We start from the raw sequence: 20,255 nt of genomic DNA, 5'->3' as shown, positions 1-20,255 counted from the left end.
TGTTGTGGCAGCGGCCTGTGCCGATGCCCGTGTTCGCTATCCGCACCCTGACGACGGCAGGGCGCGGTTCTCTTGCTACCGCCTCAGGCCCGGATGGCGTCCTGGAACGACAGCGACTGCTCGGTGTGCTGGGCGCGCTCGGCGATCCAGTCGATCACCTGCTCTTCCATGACACGGCTCTGCAGTCCAGCCATCAGTTGGGGGTCGTTGCGGTACATCTCAATGACCTGTTCCGGCTCTTCGTAGGTCGAGGCGATCAGACGCAGCGTTTCGCTGACGCGCTTGGATTCCAGGCGCAGCTCGTTACGGCGCGCCACTTCACCGACCAGCAGACCGACCAGCACGCGCTTGGCGGCGGCATCCATGAAACCCTGGTGGGCATCGGCCGGCACCTGGCCCGGATCGCGGCCACTGCGGCGCACCTGCTCCACCTGCTGGGCCAGCATCGAACGCGCTTCGTTCTCGACCAGGCGCGGCGGCATTTCGACATGCGCATAGGCGGCGATCAGCTGCTCGCCCACTTCGCGGCGCAGGCGGTTCATCAGCGCACCCTTGAGCTCGCGCTCCAGGTTGGTGCGGATGTCGGCGCGGAACTGCTCGGCATCGCCACTCTTCACGCCGAAGCTCTTGATGAACTCCTTGTCCACCGCCGGCAACACCGGCTCAGACACGTCCACTGCCTTGACATGCACCTGCACGGTCTTGCCGGCCAGCTGCGGTACCCGCCATTCGGCCGGGAAATCCACGCTCAGGATCTTTTCCTCACCCTTTGCCAGGCCTTCCAGGCCCTTTTCGATCTGGTCGAACATCACGCCCGAGCCCAGCACGCTGCTGCCGGTCTCCACGCCTTCGGCGGGCAGACGCTCATCGCCGGCCTGGGACCAGGTCTCCAGCGCCACCAGGTCGCCGACCTGCGCGCCGCGCTCGACCGGGTTCCAGGTGCGGCGCTGCAGGCGCAGGTTCTCGATCATCTGGTCGATGTCGGCGTCGGTCACTTCGGCGGTATGGCGCACCACCGACAGCTTGGTCACGTCGATATCGCCAAAGTCCGGCACCACTTCGAAGGTGGCAACGAAATCGAAGTCGCTTTCGCCCTGGTCGATGCGCGGATTGCCGGCCAGACGCAGCGAATGCTCGCGCACCGCCGAATCGAAGGTCTCACGCAGCAGGCCTTCCATCGCCTCGGCACGCACCTGCTGGCCGAAACGCTGCTCGATCACCTTGGGCGGCACCTTGCCCGGACGAAAGCCCTTGATGCGCGTGGTCCGCGCAAGCTCGCGCAGGCGGCCACCGACATGCGTCTCCAGGCGCTCCTGCGGCAAGGTGAAGGTCAGGCGGCGTTCCAGAGTGCCGGTGGATTCGATCGAAGCTTGCATGTTGACTCCTGCCACCGACAGCGCACGGCGTCGGCACGAGATGGAAGATGCGGGTTGACGGATGGCGAGAAAGCCGCCGAGCCCTGTAGTTTCGCCGATAACGGCGGCCGCTGCCAGCGGGGCGGGCGCCCTGGCGGGCAAAAAGCAAGGGGATAACCGACATTGCGGCGGCCGGAGTGCTCACGGCCGCACCGCATTGGTGCGAAAGGGGGGACTCGAACCCCCACGCCTTGCGGCGTCAGAACCTAAATCTGGTGCGTCTACCAATTCCGCCACTTTCGCAATGCCGCAGGCACCCAACCATTGTTGCAGGGATGCCGGCAAAGAAAAAGCACCACTGGCTGCCGGGCCCAGCCCGCCTTTCGTTGGGCCACTCAGCGAGGCTTGGTGCCTCCTTGCGCCGTCCTGATGGCGGATCCTGCCGTGGAGCCTGGGTGAACGATTCATTGCCGAGCCCGCGTCTGGCGGTACCGGCGGATCGCCGCGCTGCCGCGGACTGCGGTCCGACAGCTGCTGGACTGCGTCGTTCACGACTGGTCCGCAACGTGCTGCAGCAGAAGACAGCGCACACCGGATGAATCGCCGTCTGCGATGGCGCGAGGGACGCTCACGCGTTCGCGCGGGGAGTGTGCGCTTCGTTGTTGCGGAATGCTGCCCTGTTCGACAGGCACATAGTCTGGCCTCCCGGACAGCCAGGGCTTCGCCAGCACCCATCTACTACCTATTTCTGCGCAATCCGCCGTGGCGCGCGCCTCGGTCCACACGCCTTGTGGATTGCCTGCAGCCAACACCTTAAAGCGTCCCACCACTCCCTCACACACAGCCGCATTCACCCGCGGTGACACCCCAGGAACCATGTCATGGGAAAGATGCGAACTCGTAAAGCGTCATGTCTGTTGAATGCCATCGGAACCGCACTGGCGTTTCTGCCCGTCATCGCGATGGCATCGCCCGCACGCGGCACCCTGCTCAACAGCAACTTCCTCACCAGCTATACCCGCACGACGCTTGCTGCGTTGCTGCCCAACGACAAGGCCAGCGATCTCCCCAGATGCGACGTCAGGGTGGCCGAGTTCACCTATGCAACGGTAGGCGTGAAGGGAGAGCCGACGACGGCATCGGGCGTGTTGCTCGTGCCAGGCGGTGCCAGCTGCACAGGCCCCTACCCGCTACTGAGCTGGAATTCCGGGACCGAACCGCAACGCGCTGCGGAGCAAGCCAAGGAGATTCGCGATGCCAAGGGTGATGACCCGCTCGTGACCCGACTGGCCGGCCAGGGATATGTGGTGGTCAGCACCGATTACCTGGGCCTGGGCAAATCCAGCTATTCCTTCCATCCCTACCTGCACGCGAACAGCGAAGCCAGCGCGACCATCGATGCGATGCGCGCCGCACGCCAGGTCCTGGCGCGGCTGAACACTCCGCTGTCCGGCAAGGTCATGCTGTCGGGTTACTCGCAGGGCGGCCATGCAGCCATGGCGACCCAGCGCGAAATCGAGGCGCACTCTTCCAACGAGTTCAAGCTGGTCGCCAGCGCGCCAATTTCCGGACCGTATGCGCTGAGCCAGACCTTCCTGGACAGCTGGAGCGGGCGCAATGCCGTTGGCGAGAGCACCTTCGGCCTGGTGCTGGTGACTTACGCGCTGGTCGGCATGCAGCACGCCTATCAGAATGTCTACCTCTCCCCGTCGCAAGTCTTCCAGGAGCCTTGGGCGGGAACGGTCGAAGGCCTTTTCCCAGGCAAGCATGACCTGGTCGATCTTGCCGTGGGCGGACTGTTGCCAACGATCGACAAGGTTGGCAGCTACTTCCAACCGAGCTTCTACAAGGATGTCCCACGCAATCCCAACAACCCATTCCGCCAGGACCTGGCGCGCAACGATCTGCTGGACTGGACTCCGCGCACGCGCACGCTGCTGTGCGGCTCCTCCAACGACGCTACCGTTCCGTTGAAGAACGCAACCACGGCCATCGCCGCCTTCAAGCGCCGCGGCAGCACGCAGGTGTCGGTGGTGGATGTGGGAAGCGGCAATCCCGCCGACAACGACGCCCTGGAGCATCTGGCCAGCAAGGAAAGCTGCATGATCGCCGTGCGACAGCAGTTGCTGGACAAGCAGCGCTAGGAGGACCGGCGACACCAAGGACGGCGCGCAGGATGCTGCCGCCGTCTGCAGGAGTGCTGGCCACAGAAGATCTGTAGCTCCGTTGCGCAGCTGAGAGAGCGCCGCCGGTGTCTGGCGCGAGACGCGCCTCCACTTGTACTCGCAACATGACGAACGCACCGGTCACGACTGCTTCTTCGCCGGAAACGCACCTCAGCACAAAGAAAAACAGCCACTCAACTTGCGCTGAGTGGCTGCCTGTCTGGTGGGCCGTCAAGGATTCGAACCTTGGACCTATTGATTAAGAGTCAACTGCTCTACCAACTGAGCTAACGGCCCTGAAACTGGTCGCACATTGTATGTGCGTTTTTGCTTCGTTGCAACACCCCGCGACGCATCGGGTCACACTTTCCTGCAATTACCTGCTTCAGTGGGGTGGCTGAGGGGACTCGAACCCCCGACATCTGGAATCACAATCCAGTACTCTAACCAGCTGAGCTACAGCCACCACTGAAAACCTGCTTCCTACCGCACCGCCGATGGCGCGCCCGACAGGACTCGAACCTGTAACCGCCGGCTTAGAAGGCCGGTGCTCTATCCGGTTGAGCTACGGGCGCCCGGACCGAACTTCGCACTCCGCGCCGTCAAGAGCTCGGAATGGTCGGGGTAGAGGGATTCGAACCCCCGACATCCTGCTCCCAAAGCAGGCGCGCTACCAGACTGCGCTATACCCCGGCGGGACCTCTCCGTCCCGAAGGCTGGAAAGGTCGACTATTTTGAGAATGATTGGCCTTGCTGTCAATCACTCTGTGTAAATCGAACGATCCGGTATCCTCGCGGTATCGCTCGCCAAGTCGGCAGGCACCTACATTTCATGGAGAACACGCATGCGCAGCGGCAATCCCGCCCTTCGGGAATCCACCTTCCTCGACCTCGGCTCCGGCTCGGTGGTCACCCGCGACGGCCAGGCGATGACCCTCAATGGCACCGTCAACAAGACCGGGCTGCTGCTGTTGATGGCGGTGGTCACCGCCGCGTTCGCGTGGTCGCAATCGATCGGCGCCGACGGCGCACCGTTGCCAGCCGCACGCCTGTACATGATCGCAGGCGCGATCGGCGGGCTGGTGTTCGCTCTGGCAACCAGTTTCAAGCCGACCTGGGCACCGGTCACCGCACCGATCTATGCGCTAGTGGAAGGCTTTTTCCTGGGGTCGATCTCAGCGGTGTATGAGGCACGCTTCAATGGCATCGTGTTCCAGGCGGTGCTGCTGACCTTCGGCACCATGTTCGCGCTGTTGTTCGCGTATCGCAGCGGTTTGATCAAGGCCACCGAGAACTTCAAGCTCGGTGTCGTCGCGGCCACCGGCGGCATTGCACTGGTCTATCTGGCCACCATCGTGCTGGGCCTGTTCGGCGTGCGCATTCCCTTCATCCACGACTCGGGCCTGATCGGCATCGGCTTCAGCCTGTTCGTCGTGGTGGTGGCAGCGCTGAATCTGGTGCTGGACTTCGACTTCATCGAAAGCGGCGTTGAGCAGGGCGCACCCAAGCACATGGAGTGGTACGGCGCATTCGGCCTGATGGTGACGCTGGTGTGGCTGTACATCGAGTTCCTGCGCTTGCTGTCGAAGCTGCAGTCGCGGAATTGAGCGGGGAGTCGGGAATCGGGATTGGGGAATCGCAAGAGCGTTTCCCTGCGATCGATGGCATGGAGTGGCTTCAGACATTTCCAAGCAAAAGATAAGGGCGCCCTGGGCGCCCTTTCTTTTTGTGCGCAGTTGCCAGTGCGCTCAGAGGCGGCTGGCGATGGCCTTGGCAAAGCCCATGGTGTTGCCGGTGCCGCCCAGGTCGGGGGTCAGCGAATCCTTGGCTTCCAGGGTGGCCACGATGGCCTCGCGCAGGCGTTCGGCGTTCTGCGGCTGGCCGATGTGGTCCAGCATCTGCGCCGCGCCCAGCAGCAGCGCGCACGGGTTGGCCTTGCCCTGCCCTGCGATATCCGGCGCCGAGCCGTGCACGGCCTCGAAAATGGCCGCGTCCAGACCGATGTTGGCGCCCGGGGCCAGGCCCAGGCCGCCGACCAGGCCGGCGCACAGGTCGGAGATGATGTCGCCGAACAGGTTGGTGGTCACGATGATGTCGAACTGCTCCGGACGCATCACCAGCTGCATGCAGGTGTTGTCGACGATCATTTCCTGGAATTCGATGTCCGGGTATTGCGCGGCGACATCGCGGGCGACCTTCAGGAACAGGCCCGAGGTGGACTTGATGATGTTGGCCTTGTGCACGGCGGTGACCTTCTTGCGGCCGGTGCTCTTGGCCAGCTCGAAGGCGTAGCGCACGATGCGCTCGGAGCCCTTGCGGGTGATCCGGGTGCCGGAGAACGCGGTCTCTCCATCCTCGGACACGGTCTGGCCTTCGCTCAGGTACGCGCCCTCGGTGTTCTCGCGCACCGTGATCAGGTCCACGCCATCGGCGAAACGCGACTTGGTGTTCGGGAACGACTTGGCCGGACGCACGTTGGCATACAGGTCGAACTTGCGACGCATGGCCACGTTGATCGAACTGAAACCCTCGCCAACCGGCGTGGTCAGCGGGCTCTTCAGGGCGACCTTGTTCTTGGTGATCGAAGCCAGGGTGGACTCGGGTAGCAGATCGCCGTGCTTTTCCAGCGCGACCAGGCCGGCGTCGGCGTACTCGTAGGTCAGGCCAGCCTGCAGCGCGTCGAGCACGAACAGCGTGGCATCCATGATCTCCGGGCCAATACCGTCGCCGCGGATGACCGTGATTGTCTGCGTCATAACGTTGGGTTTCCGAACTTGAAGGGGGGAGCGCCAGCCGGAAGCCCGGCTCACCAGCGCAAGGAGGTTTCACAGGCAATTATGCCCGATGCCGGCGAAGGCGCCCAAACCGACCTTGGTCTAAGGCATGGACGAGAGGCGGGCAACCCGACGCGTACCGACCATCCAAACGCAACGCGCCGCCTCAACGGCGGCGCGCGAACGGCCCTTCACTAATCCCGAATTCCCAATCCCGAATCCCGAACGTCAATCAGCCGCTCACCAGCAACCCATCAACCATGCGCATGCTGTGCCGGCGCCTGCGCGCCGCCTTCGAGCTGGTCGAGGAAATCCACCGCGCGGCGCAGGTGCGGGATCACGATCGAGCCGCCAACCACCAGGCCGACCGAGAAGGTCTCGAAGAACTCCTCACGGCTCACCCCCGCCTCCTTGCACTGGGCGACGTGGTAGCTGATGCAATCGTCGCAGCGCAGCACCATCGAGGCGACCAGCCCGAGCAGCTCCTTGGTCTTCACGTCCAGCGCGCCGGTCTGGTAGGTCTGGGTGTCGAGCGCGAAGAAGCGCCGCACGACCTGGTTGGGCTCGGCCAGGATGCGCTGGTTCATGCGCTGGCGGAACTCGGTGAACTCGCGCAGGCGGTCGGCGCTGCCCTCGTCGGAACCACTCATGCCTGGCCGCCCGTACCGGTGAACAGCGGTTCCAGCTTGCCGGCGCGATGCATGGCCATCATGTCGTCGTAGCCACCCACATGGACGTCGCCGACGAAGATCTGCGGCACGCTGGTGCGCCGCGCCAGCGCGACCATCTTCTCGCGCTCGGCCGGGTCCAGGTCGATCCGCACCTCGGTCCAGGTCTGGCCCTTGCTCTTGAGGAAGTTCTTGGCTGCCACGCAGTACGGGCAGATGGCGGTGGAATACAAGGTGATCTGCGGGCCGGCGGCCGCATCCTGCCCGGTGTGTTCTTGGCTCACGGGAAACTCCGTGGTTGGTCTGAGGTCTGACACATGGTAACGGGCGACTGGAATTTCCACCTCGCCACCGCAACACTGTGGATTAATTGCCGATTCACGCCGCCGCGCCGTGCTGCCCGCATGCTCCGCGCACTACCTGGGAGTTCCACTTGCGCCTGCTTCCGCTCGCTACCGCCCTGACCCTGGCCGTCGCCATGGGCGTGGCACCTGCGCAGGAAAACCGCCTGCCCGATATCGGTTCGTCGGCCGGCGAGCTGCTGACGCCGGCGCGCCAGGCCGAGTACGGCAAGATGATGCTGGCCGAGCTGCGCAACTACGACTACGTGCTGGACGACCCGTTGATCGGCGACTGGCTGCAGACCATGGGCACCCGCCTGGGCGCCAACAGCGATCAACCGCAGCAGCCGTTTACCTTTTTCATGCTGCGCGACCGCCAGATCAATGCGTTCGCCACGCTGGGCGGCTACATCGCGGTCAACGCCGGGCTGGTGCTGACCGCCGAGCGCGAGGACGAAGTGGCCGCGGTGCTGTCGCACGAAATCGCCCATGTCACCCAGCAGCACGTGCTGCGCGGGGTGGAACGCGCGCAACGCGACCAGATCCCGATCCTGCTCGGCATGCTGGCCGCAGTGGTGGCCGCGCAGCAGGCCGGTGGCAACTCCAAGGGCGATGCCACCATGGCCACGATCACCAGCGCCATGGGGCTGATGCAGCAGCGCCAGATCGACTACACCCGCTCCAACGAATCGGAAGCCGACCGGCTGGGCATCCGCACGCTGGTGCGCAGCGGCTACGACGTGGACGCGATGGCCGGCTTCTTCGAACGCATGTCGGTGGCGATGCGCGCCAATGAGGGCGGCTACAGCGCACCGGATTTCCTGCAGACCCACCCAGTCACCACCACCCGCATCAGCGAAGCCAAGGCACGCGCCGAGCAGATGAAGAAGAACACCGTGGTGCTGACCACCTCGGTGCCGGGCGGCACGCGCCAGGAGCGCGTGGATCCGGCCGACCCATCGCTGTCGGAGCCGTTGAGCCGTAACGGAAACGCGCTGCTGCCCTACGCGCTGCGGTTGCCGGTGGATGCGCTCAGCCGCGGCGGCGACCAGCAGGGCTTCGATTGGGCCAAGGAGCGCCTGCGGGTGCTCAGCGCCAGCACGCCGGATGCGGCCATCCGCGAATACGAGAACCTGCGCCGCAGCGCCAAGCAGGGCCTGAGCGATGCGCAGCGCTACGGGTTGGCGCTGGCCCGGCTGCGCAACAGCGGCGGCCGGCCCAGCGAACCGGTGTCCGAACTGGCCAGCCTGCTGGAGGCGCACCCGGACAATCTGTGGCTGGCGCTGGGCCTGAGCGAGGCACAGGCACGCGTCGGCCAGCGCGAGGCGGCCAACGCGCGTTTCGATGCCCTGCTCAGGCAGTTGCCGAACAATCGCGCAGTGGCGCTGACCTATGCCGGTGCGCTCAACGAGCAGGCCAACAAGCAATCCGGCCAGCGGGCACGCCAGGTGCTGGAGCCGCTGCTGCATCGCAGTGGCGAGGATCCGTTGCTGCAGCAGACCTATGCCCGCGCCTGCGAGCTGGCCGGGGACCATCTGCGCGCCAGCGAGGCCTATGCCGAGTCCGCGTATCTGAACGGGCGCCCGGAGCAGGCCCTGCTGCAGCTGGAAGCGCTGAAGAAGAAGGACCTGGACTATGTGACACGGGCGCGGGTGGATGCGCGCATCGCCGCGATCACGCCCACGGTGCTGGAGCTGCGTCGGCAGGGAATTCGCGACCCGGACCTGTCGCCACAGTGATGCCTGGGCGGGAATCGGGATTCGGGATTCGGGATTCGGATGACAGTGTGCCGTGCGACGTACTGGACCTTGTCACGCTTTTCAAGTTCAGTCCGCTTGTGAGGGCCGCGCGCCGCCGACGGGCTGCGCGGACCATGTCACATTAGAGTCACAAAACCGTAGTCTACTGGCGATCACCAAAGCCAGACGGTAAGCCCCGCGTGCAGAAACGCATTCTGATCGTCGATGACGAACCCGCGATTCGCGACATGGTGGCGTTCGCGCTGCGCAAAGGCGAGTTCGAACCCATCCATGCCGGCGACGCGCGCGAAGCGCAGACCGCCATCGCCGACCGCGTGCCAGACCTGATCCTGCTGGACTGGATGCTGCCGGGCACCAGCGGCCTTGACCTGGCACGGCGCTGGCGCAAGGAGCAGCTGACGCGCGAGATTCCGATCATCATGCTGACCGCGCGCGGCGAAGAGAACGACCGTGTCGGCGGCCTGGAAGCCGGGGTCGACGACTACGTGGTCAAGCCGTTCTCCGCCCGTGAGTTGCTGGCACGCATCCGTGCGGTGATGCGGCGCACCCGCGAGGACGACGAAGACGGCAGCGTGGCGGTGGGCCGCCTGCGCATCGATGGCGCCGCGCACCGCGTGTTCGCCGGCGATGCGCCAGTGCCGATCGGCCCGACCGAATACCGCCTGCTGCATTTCTTCATGACCCACCCCGAGCGCGTGTATACGCGTACCCAGCTGCTGGACCATGTCTGGGGCGGCAGCGTGTATGTGGAAGAGCGCACCATCGACGTGCACATCCGCCGCCTGCGCAAGACGCTGGAACCGTTCGGCCTGGAAAACATGGTGCAGACCGTGCGTGGCTCGGGCTATCGTTTTTCGTCGGCGACCTGATCGTTGCCGCACAGCCGCCGGGCCGCCGCACGGGCCGGGCAGCTGCCTACCTGACGCTTCGTGGTAACGCCTTCCATGCCTCAACATATCCGTTCCGCCTGGCTCAAGACGCTCGGCACCCTTGCGCTGTTGCTGGGCGCTGCCGTCGTGGTGGGCGTGTTGATCGAGCATGTGTGGATGGCACTGACGCTCACCGCGCTGGGCGTACTGAGCTGGCATTACTGGCGGCTGCGCCAGGTGCTGCGCCGGCTCACCGCGCGCCAGCGCGCCGAGCCGGCCGCCGGCGTCGGTGCCTGGAACGAGCTGGACCGGCTGCTGTACCGCAGCCAGGCTGAAATGCGCGGGCGCAAGCGACGCCTGATCGACATGCTGCGCACCTACCGCGCCGCCGCGCAGGCGCTGCCGGATGCGGTGGTGGTGGTGGACCGCAACAGCCAGCGCGTGCAGTGGTTCAACAAGGCCGCCGGCGGCCTGCTGGGCCTGCACCATCCCGGCGACATGGGCGTGTCGGTGGTGGAGCGGTTGCAGCCGTTGCCGCTGGCCCACTGGCTGGCCGCCGGGCGCAACGCCGAGCCGATGCTGGATGCGGCCTCGCCGGTGGACCCGGACCTGCGCCTGAACCTGCGCCTGATCCCGTATTCGGACGACTACTGGCTGCTGGTGGCACGCGATGTCAGCAAGCTGCTGCGCCTGGAGCAGGTACGCCGCGACTTCGTGGCCAATGTCTCGCACGAACTGCGCACCCCATTGACGGTGGTGCACGGCTACCTGGACATGCTCGACCCGGAAGACTTCCCGGACTCTGGCCCGATGCTGGCGGAGATGCGCAAGCAATCCCAGCGCATGGCGCAGCTGGTCGAGGATCTGTTGACGCTGTCGCGGCTGGAATCGCAGGAAGAACTCGGCGAAGAACATGTGGCGATGGCGCCGATGCTGTCCACCCTGCGCCGCGAGGCCGAGGCGCACAGCCAGGGCCGGCACACGGTGGAAGTCATCGACGAGGCCGGCGTGGATCTGCTCGGCTCCAACAAGGAACTGCATAGCGCGTTCTCCAACCTGGTGACCAACGCGGTGCGCTACACGCCCGGCGGCGGCACGGTCACGATCCGCTTCCTGCGCGAAGGCGACGGTGCGGCGCTGGCGGTGCGCGACACCGGCTACGGCATCCCCGCCTCGCATCTGCCGCGCATCACCGAGCGCTTCTATCGCGTGTCCAGCAGCCGCTCGCGCGAGAGTGGCGGCACCGGCCTGGGGCTGTCGATCGTCAAGCACATCCTGGGCCTGCACCAGGCGCGGCTGGACATCGAAAGCGAGGTGGGACGCGGCAGCGAATTCTCATGCCATTTCGTGGCCGCCCGTGTCGTGCAACGCGAACAGTCCCTGCCACTGTCACGCTCGGCGTGATATGTAAGAGGTGCAGGCCGCAACGCGGCGCGATGCACCGGCGCTGTCCGTGTCGCATTGCCTGCGCCACGGCCCACGCGCCGCACACCACGCACACCCATTCGCCTTGATGACCGACTCCATGGGCCACGCCAAAGAACTGCACGACGTCACACCCGGCGACGACATCGCCACCGATCCGCTGCGTGATCCGGCGCTGTACATCAACCGCGAGCTGTCGCAGCTGGACTTCAATTTCCGGGTATTGGCGCAGGCGTTGGACGAACAGGTGCCACTGCTGGAACGCCTGCGTTTCCTGTGCATTTCCTGCACCAACCTGGACGAATTCTTCGAGATCCGCGCCGCCACCGTGCGGCATGCGCAGGAATTCGGCCTGCCGCCGGCACCGGATGGCCTGAGCCCCACGGCCATCCTCAATGCCGTGCACGATCGCGCGGCCAAGCTGGTGGAGCAGCAGTACCACGCCTGGAACGAGGTGCTGCGCCCGGCGATGGAAGAGGCCGGCGTGGCCGTGCTCAGCCGCAGCGCGTGGACGGCGCGGCAGAAGCGCTGGCTGCGCGCCTACTTCCGTAACGAGATCATGCCGGTGCTGTCGCCGCTGGGGCTGGATCCGGCGCATCCGTTCCCGAAGATCCTCAACAAGACCCTGAACATCGTGGTGGTGCTGGAAGGCCAGGACGCGTTCGGTCGCGCCGGACACCTGGCCATCGTGCGGGCGCCGCGTTCGTTGCCGCGCATCATCCAGTTGCCGGCCAGCCTGTCGCCGGAAGGTGCGCAGAGTTTCGTGTTCCTGTCCTCGGTGCTGTCCGAGTTCGTGGACGAACTGTTCCCGGGCATGCAGGTCAAGGGCTCCTACCAGTTCCGCGTCACCCGCAATTCCGAGTTGGTGGTGGACGAGGAAGAAGTCGAAAATCTTGCGCTCGCCTTGCGCGACGAACTGGTCACGCGCGGCTACCGGCCGGCGGTGCGCCTGGAGATCGCGCACGACTGCCCGGCGCCGATCATGCGCACCCTGCTGCAGAACTTCGGCCTGAACGAGAACGCGGTGTACCGCATCGTAGGCCCGGTCAACCTCAGCCGCGTCACCCAGGTCTACGACCTGGTGCAGCGCCCCGAGCTCAAGTACCCATCGTTCAACCCGCGCACCTTGCGCGACAGCGAAGGCATCTTCGACATCGTCGGCAAGGGCGATGTGCTGCTGCACCACCCCTTCGATGCGTTCACCGCGGTGCTGGATGTCATCCGCCAGGCGGCGGTCGACCCGAACGTGCTGGCGATCAAGCAGACGCTGTACCGCACCGGCAAGGATTCGTTGATCGTCGATGCGCTGATCCTGGCCGCGCGCAACGGCAAGGACGTGACCGTGGTGGTGGAGCTGCGCGCGCGCTTCGACGAAGAAGCCAACCTGGGGCTGGCCGACAAGTTGCAGGAGGCCGGCGTGCAGGTGGTGTATGGCGTGGTTGGCTACAAGACCCACGCCAAGATGCTGCTGATCGTGCGGCGCGAGGGACGCAAGCTCAAACGCTATGTGCACCTGGGCACCGGCAACTACCACAGCGGCACCGCGCGGCTGTACACCGACATCAGCCTGATCACCGCCGATGCGGAGATCGGCAACGATGTGCACATGCTGTTCCAGCAGTTGTCCGGGCTGGCCCCGCGCATGAAGCTGGATCAACTCCTGCAGTCGCCCTTCACCTTGCATGCCGGCGTGCTGAAACGGATCGAGCGCGAAACCCGCCTGGCCCGCAATGGCCGCCCTGGCCGCATCATCGCCAAGATGAACGCGCTCAACGAACCGCAGGTGGTTCGCGCCCTGTACGCCGCCTCGCAGGCCGGCGTGCAGATCGATTTGATCATCCGCGGGGCCTGCACGCTGCGCCCCGGGGTGCCGGGCGTGTCCGACAATATCCGCGTGCGTTCGATCGTGGGGCGCTTTCTGGAACACAGCCGCGTGTACTGGTTCGGCAACGACGGCGCGGCCGAGCTGTATTGCGCCAGCGCCGACTGGCTGGAACGCAACCTGCTGCGCCGGGTGGAGACCTGCTTCCCGATCCTGGAGCCGGACCTGGCACGGCGCGTCTACCGCGAAGTGCTGCAGAACTATCTGGACGACAACGTCAGTGCCTGGGAACTGGATGCCGAAGGCGTCTACCACAAGCGCACCCCTGCCCCCGGAGAACCGGCCCATTCGGCGCAGATGACCTTGCTCGATCGGATCTGAAAACGCCGCGGCCGTGGCCTCTCACGTGGCCAACGGTGCATCGGCTACCATGCGGCCCATGCCGACCTCCTCCCCCACGATTGCCCCCCTGCGTGATGGCGATTTTCTTGCCGCCATCGATCTAGGTTCCAACAGTTTCCACATGGTCATCGCGCGCTACCTGATGGGTCAGCTGCGGGTGGTCGACCGCCTGCGCGAAACCGTGCGCATGGCCGATGGGCTGGATGGCAAGGGCGGCCTGTCCAACGAGGCGCGCCAGCGCGCACTGGAATGTCTGGCGCGCTTTGGCCAGCGCATCCGCGACGTACCCTCGCTGCGCGTGCGTGCATTGGCAACCAATACGGTGCGTCAGCTGCGCTCGCCGCAGACGTTCCTGATGCCGGCAGAAACCGCGCTCGGTCATGCGATCGAGGTGGTGAGCGGGCGCGAGGAAGCACGCCTGATCTATCTCGGCGTGACCCACGCGCAACCGCCCAAGCCAGACCAGCGCCGGCTGGTGATCGACATCGGCGGCGGCTCCACGGAATTCATCATCGGCCAAGGATTCCAGACCCTGGAGCGCGAAAGCCTGCAGGCTGGCTGCATCGCCAGCACCCGGCGGTTTTTCCCGGGCGGCAAGCTGTCCAAGAAAAAATGGAAGGACGCACTGACCGAGATTGGCGCCGAATTCCAGCAGTTCGCCGGCCAGTACAAGGCGCTGGGCTGGCACGAAGCGATCGGCTCGTCGGGCACGCACAAGGCGATCGGCGAGATCTGCGCGGCAATGAAGCTCACCAAGGGCGCGATCACCGCGCAGGCGCTGCCGGCGCTACGCGAGGAGCTACTCAAGGCCAAGCGCATCGAAGACATCCAGCTGCCCGGGCTGGCCGCCGAACGCCGGCCGATCATTGCCGGCGGCATCCTGGTGCTCGAAGCGGCCTTCCAGGCGCTGGGGCTGGAGAAGCTGATGGTCAGCAAGGCGGCGATGCGCGAAGGCATCCTGTACGACATGCTTGGCCGCGGCGGCCAGAACGACCCGCGCGACAGTTCGGTGGCCTCGCTGGTGCAGCGCTACGGCATCGACGAAGTACAGGCGCAACGCGTGGAGGCCACTGCCTGCCGCCTGTTCGACCAGGTGTGCGACTCCTGGCAACTGGACGGCGACGATGCGCAGGTGTTGCGCCGCGCCGCGCGCCTGCACGAACTGGGCCTGATCATCGCGCACAGCCAGTACCACGTGCACGGCAGCTACATCCTGGAGCACTCCGATATCGCCGGCTTTTCGCGGCAGGAGCAGCAGGTGCTGGCCGCGCTGGTGCGCACGCATCGGCGCAACGTGCCCAAGACCGCCTTCGACGCCCTGCCCGACCGCCTGCTGCTGCCAACCCGCCGCAAGGCCGCACTGCTGCGCCTGGCGGTGCTGCTGCACCGCGCACACGAGGCGGACCCGATTCCGACCCTGGAACTCACCGCCGAAGACACACGGCTGTCATTGATCCTGTCGCAAAGCTGGATCGACTCACGCCCGCTGCTGCGCGCCGACCTGATCGGCGAAGTGGAAAGCATGGCCGGCCTGGGTATCGCCTTCAAACCGTTTGTGACCTGAGGCGGGAATCGGGAATCGGGAATCGGGAATCGGGAATCGGGAATTGTCGGTCACCGGCTTCTGATGCAGATTTCTCACAGGCGACCATGCGCTAACACAAGCAACGCTGCGCTGTTGCGATTCCCGACTCCCGATTCCCGATTCCCGATTCCCGATTCCACTGTCACCGCCACGTCTTGTCGGCGCAACATCAATGCCATCGCCCTCCCGGAAGCTAGCGAAAACGGGAGAACGGGCATGCGCTACGCGATCGTTACCGAAACCTATCCCCCCGAAGTCAACGGCGTGGCACTGACGGTGCATGGCCTGGAAACCGGGCTGCGCGCGCGCGGGCACCAGGTGGACGTGGTGCGCCCACGCCAGACCGGCGATGCGGCCGAGGCCGCCGATGCGTTGCTGGTGCGTGGCGCGGCGCTGCCGCGCTACCCGGGGCTGAAGTTCGGGTTGCCGGCCACGCAGCGCCTGGTGCGCCACTGGCGCATGAGCCAACCGGATGCGATCTACATCGCCACCGAAGGCCCGTTGGGCTGGTCGGCGATGCGGGCCGCACGCCGGCTCGGCATTCCGGTGGCCAGCGGCTTCCATACCCGCTTCGACGAATACCTGCCCGACTATGGCGCGGCCTGGCTGCAAGGCACCGCGCTGCGCTGGATGCGGCGCTTCCACAACCAGGCCGAAGCCACCCTGGTACCGACGCGCGAGCTGCAGCAGACCCTGCGCGATGACGGCTTCCAGCACGTGCAGGTGCTGGCGCGTGCGGTCGACAGCCAGCAGTTCGATCCGGCGCGGCGCGATCCGGCACTGCGGGCGGAATGGGGGATCGAAGGCGAAGGTTTTGCCGCGATCTACGTCGGGCGCATCGCCAACGAAAAGAACCTGCCGCTGGCTGTGCATGCATTCCGCAAACTGCAGCAGATCCGCCCGAAGGCGCGTTTCGTCTGGGTGGGCGACGGCCCGGCGCGCGAGAAGCTTGCGCACGATAATCCGGACTTCATTTTCTGCGGTGTCCAGCGTGGCGATGCATTGGCGCGCCACTTCGCCAGCGGCGATCTGTTCCTGTTTCCCAGCCGCAGCGAAACCTTCGGCAATGTGACCCTGGAAGCCATGGCCAGCGGCGTGGCCACGGTCGCCTTCGACTACGGCGCCGCTCGCGAGTACCTGCGCAATGACCAGACCGGCGCGGCGGTGGAGACCGATGAGGCCTTCGTCCAGGCCGCCGTGGCGCTGACGCAGGACGATGCACTGCGTCAGCGCCTGGGGACGGCCGCCGCGCAGGCGATGAAGAAACTGCACCCGGACACTGTGGTGTCCGACTTCGAAGCCCTGTTGCTGGGCATCACCGCTGCACGGGGGCGTTATGTCGTCAACGCGGCTTGAGGTATGGCGCGGTCACGTAGCGCGCTGGTGCCGGCGTGCCAATCACTGGTGCCGTCGCCATCCGGTGCGGCGCGCGTTTGCCGCGATCAGCCGTTTGGGCGACGGCGTATTCTGGTACAGCCTGATGGGGCTGCTGGTGCTGCTCGACGGCATGGACGGCGTGCGTGCCTCCGCGCACATGGCTGCCACCGGCGTGCTGGCGCTGACGCTATACAAGGCGCTCAAGCGCTGGACCCGCCGCCCGCGCCCCTACGCGGCCGACGTGCGCATCCGCGCCTGGGTGGCGCCGCTGGACGAGTTCAGCTTTCCGTCCGGGCACACCCTGCACGCGGTGTCCTTCAGCATCGTGGCGCTGGCCTACTACCCGTCGCTGGCGCCGCTGCTGGTGCCGTTCTCTGCCGGTGTTGCGCTGTCGCGCGTGGTGCTGGGCCTGCATTATCCCAGCGACGTGCTCGCCGCAACGGCGATCGGCATGGTGCTGGCCAGCCTGTCGCTGTGGGGGCTGCCTGCGCTGCTGGGGTAAGCGATAGAGGCTTGCGTGAGAACCGGTCTCTGACCGACCGGCGCAATGCGTGCGAACAGGGAGCCCAGACGAACCCAGCAAATTTCAGAGCGTCTCTGCTCGTCCTTCTCCCTGTGGGGCATTGTCCTCCTTGATGGGGAGAAGGTGCCCCGCAGGGGCGGATGCGGGTGCGTGCGAAGCCTGGTGTTATCGATCGTCGAGTGGCTTCGCCCGTACCCTCACCCCAACCCCTCTCCCGCAGGAGAGGGGCTTGCTGCTGCAGGCCACACGTGTCCTGGAGGCGAACGAATCCTCCAGCCCGGCGGGCTGTTCCTTCTCCCGCCGGGACATTGTCCTCCTTTATGGGGGAGAAGGTGCCCCGCAGGGGCGGATGCGGGTGCGTGCGAAGCCTGGTGTTTCGATCGTCGAGTGGCTTCGCCCGTACCCTCACCCCACCCCCTCTCCCGCAGGAGAGGGGCTTGCTGCATTCCCGTCCCGCGCTCCCGCCGTACAATGACGCGATGACGACCCTGTTCATTTCCGATCTGCATCTGGATCCGGCGCGGCCGGCGATCACCGAGCTGTTCCTGGAGTTCCTGCGCACGCAGGTGCCCGGCAGCGATGCGCTGTACATCCTTGGCGATCTGTTCGAAGCCTGGATCGGCGACGACACCCCGTCAACCGCGGCCGATGCGGTCGCGCTGGCGCTGCATGCGGTGGCCGGTGCGGGCGTGCCGGTGTTCTTCATGGCCGGCAACCGCGATTTCCTGGTCGGCGAACACTATGCGCGGCGTGCAGGTTTCCGCATCCTGCCCGACCCCACGGTGATCGACCTGTACGGTCACACCACCTTGCTGATGCACGGCGACCTGCTGTGCACCGACGACACCGCGTACCAGGCGTTCCGCGCGCAGACGCGCGACCCGGCGTTTCAGGCGCAATTCCTGTCGCAGCCGCTAGCCGCGCGCGTGGCCTTCGCGCAGCAGGCGCGTGCCGCAAGCCAGGCCCGCTACGCCGAACTCCAGCAAGGCGATCAGGCGCAACTGGAAACCGTCACCGATGTCTCGCCGTCCGAGGTGGAGACCACCTTCGTGCGTTACGGTGTGGATCGCCTGATCCATGGGCATACCCACCGCCCCGCCATCCATACCGTGCAGGCCGGCGACCGCACCTGCACGCGCATCGTGCTGGGCGACTGGTACGAACAAGGCTCGGTGCTGCGCGTGGATGCCGACGGCGTCGCGCTGGAACAGCTGCCGCTGTAGTGCGCCGCCAGTGTGTTGCGAGCGGCCAACCCGCCGCTCACGTACCAGCGAGCACTACGTTCGCGCTGCGGCCGGGAGTCGGCACCTGACGGTATTGAAGACGCCTGTGGCGAGCGCACGGCGCTACTGCAGGCTACGCGCGCGCTCGGCATAGTCGACGAAATCGGCGTTGACCACGTCGTACCACAGCACCGTGCCGTCGGCCTGCACGCGGAAGCGATCGCGCACCGGGCTGGTCTGCGGATCACCGGGGCAGCCATTGCCGTGGCGTTCGTGGACGGCAAATTCAAATGCATCCGCGGCAGGTGTATCGCCGGCTTCGGTAAGGATGCTGATGCAGTTGTCCGGATACGCATGATCGCGCTGCAGCCGTGCTTCGAGCACATGCAGCGCGCGGGCCTCGGCATCGTTGCCGGTCACTGCCGCCGGCGTTGCCGCGGCAGGCGTGGGCGTGCTGGCGGCGGGCTCGGCCGGTTGCTGCCGACAGCCGACAATGGCCAGCGCGACCAGGCACGCGAGGGCATAACGCAAGGACGTGGACATGAGGACTCCGCTGGACAGGACGTGGCCGGCGGGTGCCGGCGGTGTCTGTAGTCTGCGCGATCATCGTGTGCGGGAGTAGCGTTCCCGTCCCGGCACCTGAGCGGTGCCGGGACGGGAACGGCAGGCACGGCGTCAGCGGAAGCCGGCGATGGTGGCCTTGGTGTTGACCAGCACGCGCTGATTGTCGGCGGTGCTGGCATTGCCCATCGGCACGCCGTTGTAGCTGATATTGGGATTGGACCAGTAGTTCAGGCGCGGGCAACCACTGGTGCAGTCGTAGGCCATGATGGTGCGCCAGCTGTTGCCGTAGCGATACCCGTGGCCGTAGGCGTAAGGCGAGGTGCTCGGGTCGTTGGTGGCATCGTGACGCGCGCTCTGCAGGTGGCCGATTTCATGCGCGAAACTGTAGTAGCCGGTCGCGCAATCCCAGTACACCGAGGCGAAGGCACTGGCCGCATTCGACCCGATGCCCGAGGCCAGGCCGCAGTAACTGCTGTTGTCCAGCACGATCACGCCCACGTCCGCGGTGTAGGTATTGCGGCTGGTGTGGATGCTGTCCATGTAACCGTCGTTGGTCACACGGAAGCGCTGCAGGTCGGTGGTGAAGTTGCCGGTTTCGGTGTAGCTGGTGGTCTCGTAGCGCGCCAGCTGCAAGGTGATGCCGACGTTGCTGTTGATGTAGCCCTGGTTGGCCTCGGCCACCGCCAGCTGCACCAGCGATTGCATGTTGCCGCCATACGCGGTCACGGCCTTGTTGGTGGCCACGACCAGGACGCGGATGGTGGCCGGGCTGCCGGATGAGGCAGCAGCGGTGGTCACGCGCCCGTCGCCGGGCATGTCGAACCTGGGCAACAGGCTGTACTCGGCCGGATGCTCCTGCGGCATGCGCTGCTCGTCGACCTGCACCAGCACGTGGCGGCCATCGGCCAGCGGACGCAGGCGGTACAACTTGCCGGCATAGCGAATGGTGCCGGTGACGGTGTCGCCGCTACGCACCAGGATGGCCGAATTGAGCGGATCCACGCCGGACAACGTGCGCGCACGGGTGCCGGCACGTGGGCCGAGATTGCCGTACCAGACGCTGTCGCCGCCCTCCAATGCATCCACCTTGGCCTGCGTGGCAGTGATGGTCTGGCCGTCCAGCTGCAATTCCAGCAGTTTTTCGCCAGCGGCCACTGCACCCGCATCGAGCTGGACCACCTGCGCATTGGCAGTGGACGGTGCGCTCAACAGGCGTTGCAGCGAGGGTTCGGCGGTGACGGTGGCAGCGGCGCTGCGGCTGAGCGCGGGGCCGGCCTGGTACAGCGGCTTGCCCGCAGCGGCGGCGGTGCCGGCCAGGCACATGGCAAGCAGACCCACTGTGGTGCACATCGACTTCGACTTCATCGTCTCTCTCTCCTAAGACATGGAAGTTACGGATGTG

At 65.9% G+C, this 20,255-nt stretch carries 16 protein-coding genes and 5 tRNA genes; 10 read left to right on the top strand and 11 right to left on the bottom strand.

Going from position 1 to position 20,255, the window contains the following annotated elements; genetic code table 11:
* Window positions 1-83: 83 nt before the first annotated feature.
* Both tig and HG421_RS03705 read right to left on the bottom strand, forming a co-directional pair.
* Window positions 84-1,376 carry a trigger factor gene (gene tig / locus HG421_RS03710; protein WP_169705276.1) on the bottom strand — a complete coding sequence of 431 codons (1,293 nt, stop codon included), beginning with the start codon at window positions 1,374-1,376 and terminating at the stop codon, window positions 84-86.
* A 197-nt stretch (window positions 1,377-1,573) separates the two neighbouring features.
* A tRNA-Leu gene (locus HG421_RS03705) sits at window positions 1,574-1,658 on the bottom strand.
* 578 nt (window positions 1,659-2,236) lie between these two features.
* Between HG421_RS03705 and HG421_RS03700 the strand changes: the two genes are divergently transcribed.
* On the top strand, window positions 2,237-3,499 hold the full coding sequence (locus tag HG421_RS03700) for an alpha/beta hydrolase family protein (RefSeq protein ID WP_169705273.1): 1,263 nt from the start codon (window positions 2,237-2,239) through the stop codon (window positions 3,497-3,499).
* A 242-nt stretch (window positions 3,500-3,741) separates the two neighbouring features.
* On the opposite strand, the gene HG421_RS03695 is transcribed toward HG421_RS03700, so the two are convergent.
* The 4 genes from HG421_RS03695 to HG421_RS03680 all read right to left on the bottom strand — a co-directional run bounded on the left by HG421_RS03695 (window position 3,742) and on the right by HG421_RS03680 (window position 4,213).
* Window positions 3,742-3,817: transfer RNA gene (locus HG421_RS03695), tRNA-Lys, on the bottom strand.
* Between the two features lie 92 nt (window positions 3,818-3,909).
* Window positions 3,910-3,986, bottom strand: a tRNA-His gene (locus HG421_RS03690).
* Window positions 3,987-4,018: 32 nt separating this feature from the next.
* Window positions 4,019-4,095: transfer RNA gene (locus HG421_RS03685), tRNA-Arg, on the bottom strand.
* Window positions 4,096-4,136: 41 nt separating this feature from the next.
* Window positions 4,137-4,213 (bottom strand) — tRNA-Pro (locus tag HG421_RS03680).
* A gap of 152 nt (window positions 4,214-4,365) precedes the next feature.
* On the opposite strand from HG421_RS03680, the gene HG421_RS03675 reads away from it, so the two are divergent.
* The gene (locus tag HG421_RS03675) at window positions 4,366-5,127 is read left to right on the top strand and encodes a Bax inhibitor-1/YccA family protein (protein WP_169705271.1); all 762 of its coding nucleotides are present in this window, start codon (window positions 4,366-4,368) and stop codon (window positions 5,125-5,127) included.
* A 141-nt stretch (window positions 5,128-5,268) separates the two neighbouring features.
* Here HG421_RS03675 and HG421_RS03670 read toward each other — a convergent pair whose 3' ends face one another.
* The 3 genes from HG421_RS03670 to grxC all read right to left on the bottom strand — a co-directional run bounded on the left by HG421_RS03670 (window position 5,269) and on the right by grxC (window position 7,246).
* Window positions 5,269-6,276 (bottom strand): isocitrate dehydrogenase, encoded by a 1,008-nt coding sequence (locus HG421_RS03670; protein ID WP_039571876.1) that lies wholly within the window; start codon window positions 6,274-6,276, stop codon window positions 5,269-5,271.
* A gap of 272 nt (window positions 6,277-6,548) precedes the next feature.
* Window positions 6,549-6,944 (bottom strand): carboxymuconolactone decarboxylase family protein, encoded by a 396-nt coding sequence (locus HG421_RS03665; protein WP_169705269.1) that lies wholly within the window; start codon window positions 6,942-6,944, stop codon window positions 6,549-6,551.
* Complete coding sequence (grxC, locus tag HG421_RS03660) at window positions 6,941-7,246, bottom strand: glutaredoxin 3 (RefSeq protein ID WP_064508694.1); 306 nt, start codon at window positions 7,244-7,246, stop codon at window positions 6,941-6,943. The genes HG421_RS03665 and grxC overlap by 4 nt, the downstream gene beginning before the upstream one ends.
* 149 nt (window positions 7,247-7,395) lie before the next feature.
* On the opposite strand from grxC, the gene HG421_RS03655 reads away from it, so the two are divergent.
* The 8 genes from HG421_RS03655 (at window position 7,396) to lpxH (ending at window position 18,289) form a co-directional block, all read left to right on the top strand.
* The gene (locus tag HG421_RS03655) at window positions 7,396-9,042 is read left to right on the top strand and encodes a M48 family metalloprotease (RefSeq protein ID WP_169705267.1); all 1,647 of its coding nucleotides are present in this window, start codon (window positions 7,396-7,398) and stop codon (window positions 9,040-9,042) included.
* A gap of 200 nt (window positions 9,043-9,242) precedes the next feature.
* Window positions 9,243-9,932 carry a phosphate regulon transcriptional regulator PhoB gene (gene phoB / locus HG421_RS03650; protein ID WP_002806631.1) on the top strand — a complete coding sequence of 230 codons (690 nt, stop codon included), beginning with the start codon at window positions 9,243-9,245 and terminating at the stop codon, window positions 9,930-9,932.
* Between the two features lie 75 nt (window positions 9,933-10,007).
* A complete protein-coding gene (gene phoR, locus HG421_RS03645) occupies window positions 10,008-11,336 on the top strand; it encodes a phosphate regulon sensor histidine kinase PhoR (protein ID WP_029219268.1) in 1,329 nt (442 codons plus the stop codon).
* Window positions 11,337-11,457: 121 nt separating this feature from the next.
* Window positions 11,458-13,560, top strand: a complete 2,103-nt coding sequence (ppk1, locus tag HG421_RS03640; protein ID WP_169708074.1) for a polyphosphate kinase 1 — start codon at window positions 11,458-11,460, stop codon at window positions 13,558-13,560.
* Window positions 13,561-13,618: 58 nt separating this feature from the next.
* Window positions 13,619-15,145 carry an exopolyphosphatase gene (gene ppx / locus HG421_RS03635; protein WP_169705265.1) on the top strand — a complete coding sequence of 509 codons (1,527 nt, stop codon included), beginning with the start codon at window positions 13,619-13,621 and terminating at the stop codon, window positions 15,143-15,145.
* Between the two features lie 237 nt (window positions 15,146-15,382).
* A complete protein-coding gene (locus tag HG421_RS03630) occupies window positions 15,383-16,522 on the top strand; it encodes a glycosyltransferase family 4 protein (RefSeq protein WP_169705263.1) in 1,140 nt (379 codons plus the stop codon).
* Window positions 16,503-17,045: a phosphatase PAP2 family protein gene (locus HG421_RS03625; RefSeq protein WP_169705261.1), complete on the top strand. Its 543-nt coding sequence runs from the start codon at window positions 16,503-16,505 to the stop codon at window positions 17,043-17,045. The genes HG421_RS03630 and HG421_RS03625 overlap by 20 nt, the downstream gene beginning before the upstream one ends.
* 500 nt (window positions 17,046-17,545) lie before the next feature.
* Window positions 17,546-18,289, top strand: coding sequence for a UDP-2,3-diacylglucosamine diphosphatase (gene lpxH, locus HG421_RS03620; RefSeq protein ID WP_169705259.1), 744 nt, complete (start codon window positions 17,546-17,548; stop codon window positions 18,287-18,289).
* A gap of 123 nt (window positions 18,290-18,412) precedes the next feature.
* Here the strand turns inward: lpxH and HG421_RS03615 are convergent, their stop codons facing one another.
* Entirely contained in the window at window positions 18,413-18,832 is a 420-nt protein-coding gene (locus HG421_RS03615) for a hypothetical protein (RefSeq protein ID WP_169705257.1), read from the bottom strand.
* A 132-nt stretch (window positions 18,833-18,964) separates the two neighbouring features.
* Window positions 18,965-20,218, bottom strand: a complete 1,254-nt coding sequence (locus HG421_RS03610) for a zinc-dependent metalloprotease (RefSeq protein ID WP_169705255.1) — start codon at window positions 20,216-20,218, stop codon at window positions 18,965-18,967.
* Window positions 20,219-20,255 lie beyond the last annotated feature (37 nt).

The organism is Xanthomonas campestris pv. badrii (assembly GCF_012848175.1).
In the GTDB taxonomy this organism is placed as follows: Bacteria; Pseudomonadota; Gammaproteobacteria; order Xanthomonadales; family Xanthomonadaceae; genus Xanthomonas; species Xanthomonas campestris_C.
The sequence above is the reverse complement of the archived record's forward strand: the minus strand, read 5'-3'. Positions and strand labels throughout refer to the sequence as shown.

Excerpts from the sequence above, each read along its gene's own strand:
- ppx (WP_169705265.1), top strand. The coding sequence starts at position 13,619 with ATGCCGACCTCCTCCCCCACGATTGCCCCCCTGCGTGATGGCGATTTT.
- ppk1 (WP_169708074.1), top strand. The coding sequence starts at position 11,458 with ATGGGCCACGCCAAAGAACTGCACGACGTCACACCCGGCGACGACATC.
- lpxH (WP_169705259.1), top strand. The coding sequence starts at position 17,546 with ATGACGACCCTGTTCATTTCCGATCTGCATCTGGATCCGGCGCGGCCG.
- HG421_RS03630 (WP_169705263.1), top strand. The coding sequence starts at position 15,383 with ATGCGCTACGCGATCGTTACCGAAACCTATCCCCCCGAAGTCAACGGC.
- HG421_RS03625 (WP_169705261.1), top strand. The coding sequence starts at position 16,503 with ATGTCGTCAACGCGGCTTGAGGTATGGCGCGGTCACGTAGCGCGCTGG.
- HG421_RS03665 (WP_169705269.1), bottom strand. The coding sequence starts at position 6,944 with ATGAGTGGTTCCGACGAGGGCAGCGCCGACCGCCTGCGCGAGTTCACC.
- phoR (WP_029219268.1), top strand. The coding sequence starts at position 10,008 with ATGCCTCAACATATCCGTTCCGCCTGGCTCAAGACGCTCGGCACCCTT.
- HG421_RS03670 (WP_039571876.1), bottom strand. The coding sequence starts at position 6,276 with ATGACGCAGACAATCACGGTCATCCGCGGCGACGGTATTGGCCCGGAG.
- HG421_RS03615 (WP_169705257.1), bottom strand. The coding sequence starts at position 18,832 with ATGTCCACGTCCTTGCGTTATGCCCTCGCGTGCCTGGTCGCGCTGGCC.
- HG421_RS03700 (WP_169705273.1), top strand. The coding sequence starts at position 2,237 with ATGGGAAAGATGCGAACTCGTAAAGCGTCATGTCTGTTGAATGCCATC.
- HG421_RS03610 (WP_169705255.1), bottom strand. The coding sequence starts at position 20,218 with ATGAAGTCGAAGTCGATGTGCACCACAGTGGGTCTGCTTGCCATGTGC.
- HG421_RS03675 (WP_169705271.1), top strand. The coding sequence starts at position 4,366 with ATGCGCAGCGGCAATCCCGCCCTTCGGGAATCCACCTTCCTCGACCTC.
- tig (WP_169705276.1), bottom strand. The coding sequence starts at position 1,376 with ATGCAAGCTTCGATCGAATCCACCGGCACTCTGGAACGCCGCCTGACC.